A 14,224-nucleotide genomic window follows, 5' to 3' on the forward strand; every position below is an offset into this window, starting at 1 on the left:
TCATCCTTGAAGTCCAATTATCGGATGTGCTGCGACAATGGTCGCCTGCCTCAATCGGGTAGGATTGGCGAAAATGTCGGGGCACGCTCTAAAAACAAGGAATACCGGGTTGAAACTCAGTGATATTGCACAATTGGCCGGTGTCTCCGTGACCACCGCCAGTTACGTCATCAATGGCAAGGCCGAACAGCAACGCATCAGCAGCGCCACTGTCGAGCGCGTGCGGGCAGTGGTCGAACAACATGGCTTCACACCCAACCCGCAGGCCGCCGGGCTGCGCAGTCGGCACACCCGCACCCTGGGCTTCATTCTGCCGGACCTGGAAAACCCCAGTTACGCGCGAATCGCCAAACTGCTGGAACAAGGCGCCCGGGCGCGCGGCTATCAGCTGCTGATCGCCAGCTCCGACGATGCGCCGGACAGCGAACGGCAATTGCTGCAACTGTTCCGCGCCCGCCGCTGCGATGCGCTGATCGTCGCCAGTTGCCTGCCGGCCGGTGACGACAGCTATCGCCAGTTGCAGGCCAAAGGCATTCCGATCATCGCCATCGACCGGGTGATGGAGCCCGAGCATTTCTGCTCGGTGATCAGCGATGATCGCGAAGCCAGCCTGCACCTGACCCGCAGCCTGCTGACCCCGCTGCCAAAACAGATCGCGCTGCTCGGCGCACGCCCTGAATTGAGTATCAGCCAGGAGCGGGCAACGGGCTTCAAGGAAGCGCTGAACGGTTTCAAAGGCGAGGCGCTGATCGAGCACGGCGAGTCGTTCAGCCGTGAGTGCGGCAAACAACTGATGGAAGAATTGATCCAACGCCTGGGCCATTTGCCGGATGCGCTGGTGACCACCTCCTACGTGCTGCTTCAGGGCGTGTTCGATGCCTTGCACGATTTCCCGCTGAAAAGCCGCCCGCTGCGCCTGGGCACCTTTGGTGATACGCAGTTGCTGGACTTCCTGCCGCTGCCGGTCAACGCCATGGCCCAGCAGCATCAACTGATCGCCGACAAAGCCCTGGAACTGGCAGTGACCGCCATCGAACAGGCCGATTACCAGCCCGGCGTGCAGGCCATCGCGCGGACGTTCAAGCAGCGTATTCTTCAGGACTGAACCGTGGAACTGATCGACACCCACACTCACCTGGACTTTCCGGACTTCGACCCGGATCGTCAGGCGCTGCTGGCCGAGAGCCGCGCCCTCGGCGTGCGGCGGATGGTGGTGCTGGGGGTGTATCAGGCCAATTGGCAGCGGGTCTGGGAGCTGGTGCAAAGCGATCCCGATCTGCACGCGGCGTTTGGTTTGCACCCGGTGTATCTGGATGACCATCGCCCTGAAGATTTGACCGAACTCGGTGACTGGCTGACGCGGTTAGCGGGCCATCGCCAGCTATGCGCGGTGGGCGAGATCGGTCTGGATTACTTCATCGAAACTCTGGATCGTGAACGTCAGCAAACGCTGTTCGACGCCCAACTGCAACTGGCGGCGGACTTCAATCTTCCAGCATTGATTCATGTGCGACGCAGCCACGCAGCGGTGATCGCCACACTCAAACGGTTTCGCTTGAAACGGGCGGGGATCATTCATGCCTTCGCCGGCAGCCAGGAAGAGGCTCGCGAATACATCAAGCTCGGTTTCAAACTCGGCCTCGGCGGCGCCGCGACCTGGCCACAAGCCTTGCGCATGCACCGGGTGATTGCCGGTTTGCCCCTTGAATCGGTGGTACTGGAAACCGACTCACCGGACATGGCCCCCGCCATGTTCCCCGGCCAACGCAACAGCCCGGCCCATTTGCCGGCGATCTGCGAGGCACTGGCCACCCTCATGACGATCAGCCCCGAACAACTGGCCGCTGCCAGCACGGCCAACGCCTGTGAGCTGTTCAACTGGTAATCCGTTGATTCCCACATTTGATCTGCTTCGTGGCATCAAACCCGGAACGCACTGATCAACTGCTTGAGCTCCACCACCTGCGCCGACAGCGCTCTGCTCGCATTCTCGGTCTGGTGCGCGCCTTCGGCGGTGCGCTCGCCGGCGCGGTTGATCTCGACGATGTTCTGGTCGATGTCGTGGGCCACAGCGGTCTGCTGCTCTACCGCAGCGGCAATCTGCTGGTTCTGGTCGACGATCATGCCGACGGCGCCGAGGATGTTTTCCAGCGCCTGCTGGACCTTTTCCGACTGCCCGACCGTGCCGCTAGCCATCTGATGGCTGGTGCCCATTGCCTTGACCGCCGCACCGACACCGCTGTGCAACTTGGCGATCATCTGCTCGATTTCTTCGGTCGATTGCTGGGTGCGCTTGGCCAGGGTCCGCACCTCATCCGCCACCACCGCAAAACCCCGGCCCTGCTCGCCCGCGCGGGCGGCTTCAATGGCGGCGTTGAGGGCCAGCAGGTTGGTCTGTTCGGCAATGCTTTTGATCACCTCCAGCACACGACTGATGGACTGACTGTCGCTGGCCAGTTGATTGATCACCCGCACCGACTGATCGATTTCGCTGGCCAGTGCAGCGATGCTGCCCTGCTGGGACTCCACCAATCCGCGACCGCTGACGGTCTCGTCATTGACGCTGTGGGCACTGCTGACGGCCGCAGAGGCACTGCGCGCCACCTCCTGGGAAGTGGCCGACATCTGGTTCATCGCGGTGGCGACCTGTTCGATCTGCGTACGCTGCCCCGCTACCGCCTGGTTGCTCTGGGCGGACACGCTTTCGACCTGCCCGGCCTGGCGCTCGACCTCGCTGACGGTCTGCCCCACTCGCTCGATCAGGTCATGGATTTTCTTCACGGTACCGGTGAACACCTCACCCAACTCGCCCAGCTCGTCGCGGCTGTTGGCGCTGAAGGTCACGGTCATGTCACCGGCCGCTACCTTGTCCATCACCGCGCCCAGACGCTTGAGGGTGGTGCGGGTCGAGGCGTAGAACCCGCCATAGAGGTAAAAAATCAACACAAACACCAGCGCCAGCGCCACCGCCTGCAACACCATGTGGGTACGGTGCTGCTCCAGCCGCTGCTGCAACTGGGTGCCGAGAAACTTCAGGGTGGCTTCGTTGAGTTGATAGGTCTGGTCCATCAGGCCCGTGACCTGATCGAAAAAGGCCTGCCACGGCGCATCGAGGGTGTCGGCCATCACCACCTGTTCTTCGAACAGTTCACTGGCCTTTTTCAGGGAGGTCTTGCTGCTTTCTGCCTGAGCCGCCAGGGTTTCGTGCGCGGCTTTACTGGAGCCCAGAGCGTCCTTCAACTTCAGGCCGTATTCGGCCTGAAGTTTCTCGATCTGCGCCAGCAACTCATCAAATCGGGTACTCGAGGCCGAATTGAGAAAACCCTGCCCCAGCGAGTAAGACCCCATCGCCCGGCCCTCGCCGAGTGTCTGGGTGACGGCCGGCGTGACATTGGTAATGAGTTCGCTCAGCTGACGCATGTCGCTCTGGCTGTCGCGGCTCAGGCCGGCCTGACTGGCGATAATCTGGCTGAAAATCTGCGCGTTGCCGAGCAACTTGCCGATCAGCGCACTTTTGCTTTGCAGGGAGTTTTCCGCTTGCTGGGCCTTGAACGCGGCGATCATTTCATCGCGTTTGCCATCGAAAAACGTGATTTGCTCCGGGTCAGTGGTCATCGCCGCCAGCCCCTGCAAACGGCTCAGGACGCTTTGCTCCAGGGCACTGATCGTCGATTCGACATGATTGGCCTTGCCGGACTGGCCCAGGGTGACGTTGATCTGTACCAGGTTGTTCAGGGTCTCCAGGTCCCGACGCAGGCTCAGGCCGCTGCCCAACAGGTCGAGGCTCTGCAACTCGATCCGGGTGCCCTGGAATTCGCGATAGGAGTCGCGCACCAGATAGAAGTTGGTCACCAGCATCGGTACGAGGAACAGCACGCTGATCAGGCTGAACTTCATGCCGAAGCTCAGGCGGTTCATCAGCGCGACAGCGGGATAGAGCAAGCTCTTCACTGTGAAGTCTCCCTTTGATTTCTTATTTTTATTGGCAGGCGCGCAGAGACAGCAGATAGCCACTATTGGCGCTGCCTCTGTATAGCCTAAATCGGAAGGAGGTTTTGTAACTTAAGGTTAACGGCGGGGTGCCTTTTCTTCGGACAGAAGATGCCCTTTCAGGCAAGTGATATCCCTGTGGTGAGGGGGCTTGCCCCCCGTTCGGCTGCGAAGCAGTCGTAAATCCAGACAACACGATTGTCTGGACTGACGCTGGGGACGCTTCGCGACCCAACGGGGGCAAGCCCCCTCGCCACAAAAGCGTTCGCCGTAGATTGGAGTCAGGACAAAACAGTCCACAACGCAAAACCGGCATACCAAAGCACTGCCGCGCGCAGCAGCAGTTCCCAGATCCGGTCCAGGCTGTTGATGCCGTCCGGGCCGACCACCGGCGCCGGAATTTCACCGGCAACCAATCCGACCTTCTCGATCAGTTGGGCGGCGCTGATGTTCCAGTTCAGCAGCTCATGCAGCATCACCCGGCTGACCGCGACAAAGTTGCCGACCAGCGCGAAGCTCGCCGCCAGCAACCGCACCGGCACCCAATCGAACGCGTGGCGCAGTTGTGTCGCGCGCTCGACCACGGCCGGGTTCTGCCCATGCTCTTCGGCCAGCGCCAGCAGTCGATAGCTCAGGGCCGCAACCGGGCCCAGCAGGAAGTACCAGAAGATCACCGCGAAAAAGCTCTGATAGGCCTCCCACAACAGATGCCCCTGCACCCGTTCCAGCAGTTGCTCGCCACTGTCGGCGCAGATATCCAGGTCGCGTTTGGCCACATGGGCGGCAGCCTGCAGGTCTTCCCGGCGCCAGGCATCGCGAAACGGCCCCAGGCCGGCCAGCAGATCGCCACGCCCCAGACTGTAAATCACCACCAACAGGTGCACGGGCAACGCCAGCAAGCCATAGGCCACCGGGTCCAGCACCACCAACAGCAACCCCAGCAGCGCCACCGGCAACAACACCAGCACCACCAGTATCAGCCACGGACGGTTGGTCATGCGTGGGCTCACTTCAAGCTTGTTCAGCTCACGCACCCAACCCGCATCACGTTGAACCCGATGGCGCAGGGCCGAGAATTTCTCGATCCAGACCGCTAACAGCAGCACCAGAAAACTCATTGTTGCTCCTCTTCTTCCTGAGCGGCTTTTGCCAGGGCCGCACGATAGCGCGCCCAGTCAAACGCCGGTCCCGGATCAGTCTTGCGCCCGGGTGCAATGTCGCTATGCCCACAGATACGTTGCGCGGTGATGCCCGTGAAGGCGCTTTGCAGCTGTCGGGTCAGAGTCGTCAACGCCTGATACTGCGCATCGGTAAACGGTAGATCATCCGTGCCTTCAAGCTCGATGCCCACGGAAAAATCGTTACAGGTTTCCCGTCCCTCAAAACACGAAACGCCGGCGTGCCAGGCGCGCTCAAGACAAGAGACAAACTGAGTGACGGTGCCGTCACGTTCAATCAGAAAGTGCGCAGACACCCGCAGGTCGGCGATCCCTGCAAAGTAGGGATGTTCCGTGACATCCAGACGATTCTGGAAAAATTCCTGCACCTTGCCGGTCAGAAACTGCGCGGGCGGCAGACTGATGTTGTGGATCACCAGCAGGGAAATCTCGCCCTCGGGGCGCGCATTGAAGTTGGGTGAAGGGCATAAACGCACACCCTGACACCAACCACTCGCGGGGTCCAACTGCATACAGGCTCCTTCAACGACGACTGTGTTGGCGCCCAGTATGCCGCGATAGACCCTCGGCGCGCGATCACTTGCCGCGATTGAGACGCCGCAGGTTGCCCAGCACCGATTCCAGCGCCCGATCGAACAGCAAGGTGTCGTCCAGCGTGCGCACCGCGCCACGCCGAAACTCCAGGGCCAGGCCGGTACGGTTGCGCTCCAGCACTTTCATTCCGGTACGGTCGACAAAGATGTACTTGCCGGTGGATTCAATGATTGCCGTCAATTTACAACGCAGGGTGTTTTCCTCGTCTTCCTGAAACTCGACCCAGCCCCCCGGGCGCAGTTGATCGACTTGCAGTAGCGCGGCATCATCCTCCGGCAAACGCACCGAGGCCGTTTCGACCGGGCCTTCGTCAGCAGTGCGAAGCACGATTTCCTCCTGCACTTCGACCATTATCGGCCCCTCGACAGGCGTGCTGTTCAGGCTCGGACGTTCAAACAGTTGAACGTGCAGGGCTTCCAGCTCGCTGAAAAACTCGCTGGTAGCGAACGGGTCGAATGCCGAGCTGTTCAGCCCATCGCGCAATGACTTGAGCAACCCTGGCACCAGCGCCAACAAGCGCAGGCTCGCATCGGGTTCGTCATGGCGCTGCACGCTCCAGATCAACTGCTCCATGGTCTGCACATCGGCGTGCCATTCGGCGGACTGATCACCGTGCTTGAGGCCGGTCAGCAACAGCACTTTGCTCCAGGCCTCCCGAACAAACACCACCACGCTGTGCGGCAAAACCTTGCCCACCAACACCCGATTCAACGCCTGCTCGACGCGCTGACGGGCCAGTTCGGTCCTGGCGCGGCCTTCTTCGGCGTCTCGGGTGCGCTGCTCCAGCAATTCACTGCGACGACGCTCGTCATGGGTGAAGGCGAGGAAATCCGCCAGCAGTTCGGAAAAGATCGCCGGATCATCGACAAAGTCGTTCAACAAGCGCTGCACCACCTGCTCAATGCGCAGGTACAGACTGTCGCGCTGATGGTCATCGCACTCGCCCCAGCCCATGGCCGCCGCGGCGATTTCGTTGAGCAAGCGCCGGGCGGGATGGCTGCTGCGGCTGAAAAAACTCTTGTCGAGCACTGCGACTTTCAGCATCGGAATCTGCAAGCGGCCAATCAGCGCCTTGAGGGAGTCCGGCAGGTTGCGGTCATCGAGAATGCATTCGAAGAGCATGGCGATCAGGTTGATCACGTCTTCATCAGCCACCCCGACCACCCGCGACCTGCCACTTTTGACGCTGACCCGGGTCAGCAGCAGTTCGAGCTGGTTACGCAGGTCGAAGTCGTCCTGAACCGCCAGCGCCGGCACATATTGCTGCAAGTGCGAGAGCAGTCGCAGCAGGTCGCGGGTGGAAATGGGCTGGGTCTGGGCACTGACCTCCAGGGTCGGCGCAACGCTGCCGCGCACATGGAGCAGCAACTCCTGCAAGGCGGCGAAAACTTCCTGCACCCCCTCGTCAATCTGTGGATTGCTGCTGCGACTCCCTGCCTCGACAGGGTCGGCGTGAGCACTGGCAGCCGCTCGATCAGTGGCACGCCGCGCCGGGGCAGGCTTGAGGTCCGGCAGCACACCGGTGGCGATCAGCAATTGATTGGCTTCGGCGTAGAGCTGATCGGCGTTGCTGAGCACATAGCGCTCAAACAGCTTGAGGATGATCAGCTTGACCTTGATCTCCATCCCCAGGTTGCGACCCGCCTGCAGGAAATACTCGCAGAGCAGCGTCGGCCCCAGGGGGTTGTGCTGTTCGACCAGTTTCTTGCCCAACAGGGTGCTCAGTCGGGCGGTGAGTTGGTCGAGGGCGAAGCCATCGCGGTTCAGCACTTTGCCGACCATGATCTCCACCGCCACATTACGCTCCATGTCGTCATGGGATAGCGACGCCGAGGTATCGAAAGCCAATGCCCGGGGCAAGGCAGCCTGTGAGGTGTCGCACTGCGTGAGTCTGAGGAAAGCCTCGAGGAACTGCTCGAGAAAACCGCGCTCGATACTTTTGCGCTTGAGGCGCAAATCGCGCATGGCTTCGAAGAAAATGTTTTGCTCGACATCGTTTCGGGCCCGGTCGGCCATTTCGAACAAGGTGTCGTCGGCGTTATCGAACAGCTCCTGCAAACCCTGCTTGAGCTGTTGGGCAGCTTTGTCGCGAACCTGAAGCAGAATCACGGGCAGGCGGGCGAGCAGCGAATGAGTCGCCTGATCGGTAGTCGCCTTGTGCAAAGGCACTACATTCCCGTCGTTGTGCATCCAAGCCTCCTGAAACGGTGATTCTTCGGTTCGGTAAGAAAGATCGAGCACGCCGGCCACACAGCCGGCGTTCAGCGGAGAACATTGCACACCCGCTGTCATTCAATAATCGGGAATCCAAAGGTACGTCAAAGCTATGACGTCAAATACAAGGCAGAATTATCTGCAAAAGACCTCTCTTGTGCCAGCAGACTCTGCGCTCCCAAAGAAACAGACGTTTATGAAAGACCCTTGCTTAGAGTCAATTGCTCACGCGAATCGACCAAATGCAGGTTTGCGAACGACGGGATGGTTGTTGATGCCTTGGGTTGCCTCGCGCCATGGCCCTATAATCGGGCCACTTTGTTTGTGGAGCCCGTTATGCCGAATCTACGTCTCGCCGATTTGACCGCCGAAATCGAAGCCAACGTGCGCCGTGCGTTGCTCGAGGACATCGGCAGCGGCGACATCACCGCGCAACTGATCCCGGCCGAACGTCTGGCCAAAGCCACCATCATCACCCGCGACGCGGCCGTCATCAGCGGCACTGCATGGGTCGATGCCGTGTTTCGGCAGCTGGATCCGCGGGTCGCCGTGCACTGGCAGGTGAGCGATGGCGAGCGGGTGAAACCCAATCAGGCGCTGTTCCACCTCGAAGGCCCGGCACGCTCGCTGCTCACCGGCGAACGCAGCGCGCTGAACTTCCTGCAGCTGCTTTCGGGCGTGGCCACGCGCGCGCAGTACCTGGCGGATTTCGTCGCCCAAACCCAAGTGAAGTTGCTCGATACCCGCAAAACCCTGCCGGGGCTGCGTCTGGCCCAGAAATACGCCGTGACCTGCGGCGGTTGCTACAACCACCGCATCGGCCTGTATGACGCCTTCCTGATCAAGGAAAACCACATCGCCGCCTGCGGTGGCATCCCTGAGGCTATTGCTGCCGCGCACAAGATCGCTCCGGGCAAACCGGTGGAGATCGAAGTGGAGAACCTGACGGAGCTCAAAGAAGCCCTGGCGGCGGGGGCCGACATCATCATGCTCGATGAACTGAGCCTGGATGACATGCGTGAAGCCGTGCGCCTGAATGCCGGCAAGGCAAAACTGGAGGCCAGTGGCGGCATCAACGAAAGTACGTTGCTGCCGATTGCGCAAACCGGGGTGGATTACATTTCGATTGGTGCGATGACCAAGGATGTGAAGGCGGTGGATCTGTCGATGCGACTGAGCCTCTGAGTTCTTCGCATAAAGAAAAACGCCAGCCCCGATGAGGCTGGCGTTTTTGTATCAGACCACTAGATTGTTCATCTCGCAGTACTCTTCCCACTCGACACCCAATACCTCGGCCGCTTCCTTGTGCAGCGCCAGGCGCGCAGCCTCGAACTCTTCCGGGGTTGAGGTGTACTTGAGCGTCAGCTCCCACGGCTGCAAGCCCTGGGCTTCTGCCTCATCCTCGAACGCCCACTGGATCTGGTCCTTCTGATCGTCGGCAGGCAAGTCCTTGATCTCTTCCAGTAACTGGGGTGCATCCAGTACGTACTTTTTCAGGGCTTCTTCGTGTCTGGCTTCTTGGGTCAATTCTTTAACGGTCATGGCGTTCTCGCTGATCTGGGGAATGGAAGATGGATCTGGATCATCAAGGATCTCTCTGACGCAAAAAAACCGTTTGAAGCCCGGTTTGTCTGGCCTTCAGAACCATTCGGGATCATCTGAAAACTGCTGGGCGATGCTCATGCAGGCAACGAATATAGGACGTTTTGCCGACGATTTACACGGCTCTTTACATCTATCCCGCAAAAAGCTGTGTGCAAGAGATGCTGGAGACCTCGGGGAACATAAATTCAAATCCCAAGTCATAGCGATGTGCCATATCGGCACTTCACAAGGAACCCCAGTGATGCGCAGTTTTTCGAAGCTTTCGTCTACCCGTCTTGCCGCTGCTACCCTGCTGCTCGGCAGCCTGACATTGGCCAGTGCAGCTCAAGCGGCTGTCGAAGTCGCCTCTGACCCTTCGCTGTACTCCGACAAAATCTCTGCCCTCCACAATTCATACGGCAAGGACACGCTCGTCAGAACCAGTGTCAGCATCGATGATCTGGAAAACCTGCAAAAAACCGTGAAGGCCAATGCCAGCGATCTCGAAAGCCAGAAGCGCACTATCAGCGAACAGGCCCGCCAGATCGAAGAACTCAAACGCAACAGTGGTTCCAGCACCAGCTCCAGCAGCAAGGAGATTGATGATCTCAAGCGCACGGTCAATGAACAGGAACGCGACCTGAACACTCTCACCAAACAAGTGGAAGAGCTCAAGCGCAACAGCGGTTCCAGCTCCAGCTCGAACAACAGCGAGATCTCCAGTCTTAAACGGGAAATCAGCGATCAGGATCGCGCGATGGATCAGCTCAAGCGCACCGTCGAGGAGCTGAGCAGAAAGGTGAAGTAAGCGGGGAAAATGGTGCCCGAGACAGGAATCGAACCTGCGACCTTCGCGTTACGAGTGCGCTGCTCTACCGGCTGAGCTACACGGGCTGTGGGCTAAACCTAGCACCGGTCTCGCGGTCCGGCAACTTGTGGCGAGGGAGCAAGCTCCCTCGCCACACCAAATTCCACGCTCAGCTTTTTCCTGCACACAGCAAAACGCCCCGAACCAGTCGGGGCGTTTTGCTGTTCAACGGTCAGGCGCGGGGGTAATTAAACACCCGAAGCCTTGGCCGCTGCTACGTCTTTGATGGACAGCTTGATACGGCCGCGGTTGTCCACGTCCAGTACCAGAACTTCCACTTCCTGGCCTTCTTTCAGGATGTCGGTCACTTTCTCAACGCGAGCGTCGCTCAGCATCGAGATGTGAACCAGACCGTCCTTGCCCGGCAGGATGTTGACGAATGCGCCGAAGTCGACGATGCGCTCAACCTTACCGACGTAGATCTTGCCGATTTCAGCTTCAGCGGTGATGCCCAGAACGCGCTGGCGTGCAGCTTCAGCCGCTTCCTTGGTTTCGCCGAAGATCTTGATCGAGCCGTCGTCTTCGATGTCGATCGAAGCCTTGGTCTCTTCACAGATCGCACGAATGGTCGCGCCGCCTTTACCGATGACATCACGGATTTTGTCGGTGTCGATTTTCATCGCGATCATGGTCGGAGCGTTTTCCGACAGTTCGGTACGCGACTGGCCAATGATCTGGTTCATCTGACCGAGGATATTCAGGCGCGCTTCCAGGGCTTGGCCCAGAGCGATTTCCATGATTTCTTCGGTGATGCCCTTGATCTTGATGTCCATCTGCAGCGCGGTAACACCTTTGGCGGTACCGGCTACTTTGAAGTCCATGTCGCCCAGGTGGTCTTCGTCACCCAGGATGTCAGTCAGGACGGCGAATTTCTCGCCTTCTTTAACCAGACCCATGGCGATACCGGCAACCGGTGCCTTCATCGGTACACCAGCGTCCATCAGCGCCAGGGAAGCGCCGCAGACCGAAGCCATGGAGCTCGAACCGTTGGACTCGGTGATTTCCGACACGACACGGATGGTGTACGGGAACACGTCGGCAGCAGGCAGCATGGCCTGAACCGAACGACGAGCCAGACGGCCGTGACCGATTTCACGACGACCAGCGCCACCCATGCGACCACACTCGCCCACCGAGAACGGAGGGAAGTTGTAGTGCAGCATGAACGGGTCTTTTTTCTCGCCTTCCAGGGTGTCCAGCAGCTGTGCGTCACGGGCGGTGCCCAGTGTCGCGACGACCAGAGCCTGGGTTTCGCCACGGGTGAACAGTGCCGAACCGTGGGTCTTCGGCAGAACACCCACTTCGATGTTCAGCGGACGTACGGTGCGGGTGTCGCGGCCGTCGATACGTGGCTTGCCGTTAACGATGTTTTCGCGAACGGTGCGGTATTCGATTTCGCCGAAAGCAGCTTTGACGTCAGCTGCGGAAGGCTGGCCTTCTTCACCGGACAGCTTGGCAACCACTTGGTCTTTCAGTTCGCCCAGACGAGCGTAACGGTCGGCCTTGATGGTGATGGTGTAAGCCTGGGAGATCGCTTCGCCGAACTCGGCACGGATAGCACCCAGCAGAGCAGTGGCTTCTGGCTGAGGAGCCCAGGCCCAGGTCGGCTTGGCAGCTTCAGCGGCCAGTTCTTTAACGGCGTTGATCACCACCTGGAACTCGTCGTGAGCAAACAGTACCGCGCCCAGCATCTGGTCTTCGGTCAGCTCTTTGGCTTCCGATTCAACCATCAACACGGCTTCCGAAGTACCGGCAACGACCATGTCCAGGCTCGAAGCTTTCAGTTGTTCGTAAGTCGGGTTCAGCAGGTAACCGGTGCTTTCGTGGAATGCAACGCGGGCAGCGCCGATCGGGCCATCGAAAGGAATGCCGGAGATAGCCAGCGCAGCCGAGGTACCGATCATCGCTGCGATGTCCGGATCGGTCTTCTTGCTGGTGGAAACGACGGTGCAGACAACCTGCACTTCGTTCATGAAACCTTCAGGGAACAGCGGACGGATCGGACGGTCGATCAGTCGGGAAGTCAGGGTTTCTTTCTCGGAAGGACGGCCTTCACGCTTGAAGAAACCGCCAGGGATCTTACCGGCGGCGTAAGTCTTTTCCTGGTAGTGAACAGACAGAGGGAAGAAGCCCTTGCCTGGATCGGCTTGTTTGGCACCGACTACGGTCACCAATACGCTGACGTCGTCGTCAACGGTGACCAATACTGCGCCGGAGGCCTGACGGGCGATACGGCCAGTCTCGAGGGTAACGGTCGACTGACCGAACTGGAATTTTTTGATTACCGGGTTCACGGTGTCCTACCTTCTTTGTGGCTCTTGGGGGAACTGGTTTCTTGCGAAATTCTTGGGCAACGCCGGGAATCGGCCCGACTGTCATTGTCCAGGGTAAAACTATTGTCCAGATAAAACTTGAGGCTGGGAGCCTGCCATGTACCTGCGGGAAACCCGCTGGCACACAGCAAACAACCAACCTCTAGCGCAATCGCTTATTAGCGACGCAGACCCAGGCGAGCGATCAGAGCGCTGTAACGGCTCACGTCCTTGCCTTTCAGGTAGTCCAGCAGCTTACGACGCTGGTTAACCATGCGGATCAGACCACGACGGGAGTGGTGATCTTTACCGTTGGCCTTGAAGTGACCTTGCAGTTTGTTGATGTTGGCGGTCAGCAGTGCAACTTGCACCTCTGGCGAACCAGTGTCACCAACAGCTTGCTGGTAGTCAGCTACGATTTGAGCTTTTTCTTGAACGTCGAGAGCCATGAGGCAATCCTTTTATCAGGAAACCGTTTCAGAAAAACAGTTTCAACAGGCCAGGGACAAATCCCTGTATCTAAAAATGAGTAGTGACCGTGCCTGTTAACAGCCACCCTCGTTCGGTCATTCTGACCGAATCAGTCGACGTGGCGCGATGCGCCCGTCTTCGCTCACTTCACCGATACCGATGAAGCGACCATTGTGATCCTGTACCCGTACCATGCCAAATTTCGGTGCATCCGGGGCACGTACCGGCTGGCCGTTGAGCCAGTAGAACGCGCTCGCTTCCGAGAACTGCAACAGTGGCCAATCCAGCAGGCCGCTGTCCGATGGCATCAGGAAGCGGTCGACCGCTTCGTTGCCGCCTTCGGCATGTACCGCTTCCAGCTCTTCCAGAGTGACGGTCTGTGCAAGCGTGAAAGGCCCGGCCTGGGTACGTCGCAATTCAGCCACGTAAGCGCCACAACCGAGTTGCTCACCGATATCCTCCACCAGGGTACGGATATAGGTGCCTTTGCTGCAATCCACCGCAAGCCGCGCAGTATCACCCTCAAAGGCCAGTAATTCCAAGCGCGCAATAGTAACAGAACGCGGTTCGCGCTCCACTACTTCACCTGCACGGGCCAGCTTGTACAGCGGCTGCCCATCGCGCTTGAGTGCCGAGTACATCGGCGGTATCTGACTGATTTGCCCACGAAATTTCGGCAACACAGCTTCGATATCGGCACGACCAACGGTCACCGGACGTTCCAGCAAAACCTCACCTTCGGCATCCGCCGTGGTGGTGGTCTTGCCCAGTTGCGCCAGGGTTTCATAACCTTTGTCGGAATCGAGCAGGTATTGCGAGAACTTGGTGGCCTCGCCGAAGCATAACGGCAACACGCCAGTGGCCAGCGGATCGAGACTGCCGGTGTGCCCGGCCTTCTCGGCATTGAGCAACCAGCGGACCTTCTGCAACGCCGCGTTGGAAGTGAACCCCAACGGCTTGTCGAGCAGGATGATACCGCTGACGTTACGACGGATACGTTTGACCTGAGCCAC

The 14,224-nt window shown here is 59.2% G+C and carries 12 protein-coding genes, 1 tRNA gene and 1 pseudogene; 4 read left to right on the plus strand and 10 right to left on the minus strand.

All coding sequences use genetic code 11. The annotated features are described in order from the left end of the window. Nucleotides 1-109: 109 nt before the first annotated feature. Both cra and AC1DQM_RS25930 read left to right on the plus strand, forming a co-directional pair. Nucleotides 110-1,105, plus strand: coding sequence for a catabolite repressor/activator (cra, locus tag AC1DQM_RS25925; protein WP_477747048.1), 996 nt, complete (start codon nt 110-112; stop codon nt 1,103-1,105). A 3-nt stretch (nt 1,106-1,108) separates the two neighbouring features. Continuing rightward, complete coding sequence (locus AC1DQM_RS25930; protein ID WP_019651087.1) at nt 1,109-1,885, plus strand: TatD family hydrolase; 777 nt, start codon at nt 1,109-1,111, stop codon at nt 1,883-1,885. A 35-nt stretch (nt 1,886-1,920) separates the two neighbouring features. Here the strand turns inward: AC1DQM_RS25930 and AC1DQM_RS25935 are convergent, their stop codons facing one another. From AC1DQM_RS25935 to AC1DQM_RS25955, 5 genes and pseudogenes are all read right to left on the minus strand, one after another. Beyond that, a complete protein-coding gene (locus AC1DQM_RS25935) occupies nt 1,921-2,850 on the minus strand; it encodes a methyl-accepting chemotaxis protein (RefSeq protein ID WP_477747065.1) in 930 nt (309 codons plus the stop codon). Then, nucleotides 2,827-3,918 (minus strand): annotated as a pseudogene (locus AC1DQM_RS25940) (methyl-accepting chemotaxis protein); the annotation flags it as partial. The gene AC1DQM_RS25935 and the pseudogene AC1DQM_RS25940, both read right to left, overlap by 24 nt. Nucleotides 3,919-4,271: 353 nt before the next feature. Beyond that, the gene (ampE, locus tag AC1DQM_RS25945) at nt 4,272-5,108 is read right to left on the minus strand and encodes a regulatory signaling modulator protein AmpE (protein WP_086945991.1); all 837 of its coding nucleotides are present in this window, start codon (nt 5,106-5,108) and stop codon (nt 4,272-4,274) included. After that, complete coding sequence (ampD, locus tag AC1DQM_RS25950; RefSeq protein WP_028939912.1) at nt 5,105-5,680, minus strand: 1,6-anhydro-N-acetylmuramyl-L-alanine amidase AmpD; 576 nt, start codon at nt 5,678-5,680, stop codon at nt 5,105-5,107. Before ampD ends, ampE begins: the two co-directional genes overlap by 4 nt. Before the next feature lie 64 nt (nt 5,681-5,744). After that, nucleotides 5,745-7,952 carry a DUF1631 domain-containing protein gene (locus AC1DQM_RS25955; RefSeq protein ID WP_477747049.1) on the minus strand — a complete coding sequence of 736 codons (2,208 nt, stop codon included), beginning with the start codon at nt 7,950-7,952 and terminating at the stop codon, nt 5,745-5,747. Nucleotides 7,953-8,312: 360 nt separating this feature from the next. Here AC1DQM_RS25955 and nadC point away from each other — a divergent pair, with 360 nt between their 5' ends. Then, nucleotides 8,313-9,161, plus strand: coding sequence for a carboxylating nicotinate-nucleotide diphosphorylase (gene nadC, locus AC1DQM_RS25960; protein ID WP_019582448.1), 849 nt, complete (start codon nt 8,313-8,315; stop codon nt 9,159-9,161). Nucleotides 9,162-9,212: 51 nt separating this feature from the next. On the opposite strand, the gene AC1DQM_RS25965 is transcribed toward nadC, so the two are convergent. Continuing rightward, nucleotides 9,213-9,518, minus strand: a complete 306-nt coding sequence (locus tag AC1DQM_RS25965) for a DUF6388 family protein (protein WP_018929491.1) — start codon at nt 9,516-9,518, stop codon at nt 9,213-9,215. 304 nt (nt 9,519-9,822) lie between these two features. On the opposite strand from AC1DQM_RS25965, the gene AC1DQM_RS25970 reads away from it, so the two are divergent. Beyond that, on the plus strand, nt 9,823-10,368 hold the full coding sequence (locus AC1DQM_RS25970) for a hypothetical protein (protein WP_018929490.1): 546 nt from the start codon (nt 9,823-9,825) through the stop codon (nt 10,366-10,368). Nucleotides 10,369-10,378: 10 nt separating this feature from the next. Here AC1DQM_RS25970 and AC1DQM_RS25975 read toward each other — a convergent pair. The 4 genes from AC1DQM_RS25975 to truB all read right to left on the minus strand — a co-directional run bounded on the left by AC1DQM_RS25975 (nt 10,379) and on the right by truB (nt 14,224). After that, nucleotides 10,379-10,454 (minus strand) — tRNA-Thr (locus AC1DQM_RS25975). A 162-nt stretch (nt 10,455-10,616) separates the two neighbouring features. Next, complete coding sequence (pnp, locus tag AC1DQM_RS25980) at nt 10,617-12,722, minus strand: polyribonucleotide nucleotidyltransferase (protein ID WP_018929489.1); 2,106 nt, start codon at nt 12,720-12,722, stop codon at nt 10,617-10,619. A gap of 197 nt (nt 12,723-12,919) precedes the next feature. After that, nucleotides 12,920-13,189, minus strand: coding sequence for a 30S ribosomal protein S15 (gene rpsO, locus AC1DQM_RS25985; protein WP_011332409.1), 270 nt, complete (start codon nt 13,187-13,189; stop codon nt 12,920-12,922). Nucleotides 13,190-13,306: 117 nt separating this feature from the next. Continuing rightward, complete coding sequence (truB, locus tag AC1DQM_RS25990) at nt 13,307-14,224, minus strand: tRNA pseudouridine(55) synthase TruB (protein WP_007933551.1); 918 nt, start codon at nt 14,222-14,224, stop codon at nt 13,307-13,309.

This window comes from Pseudomonas sp. 01L34 (assembly GCF_056400265.1).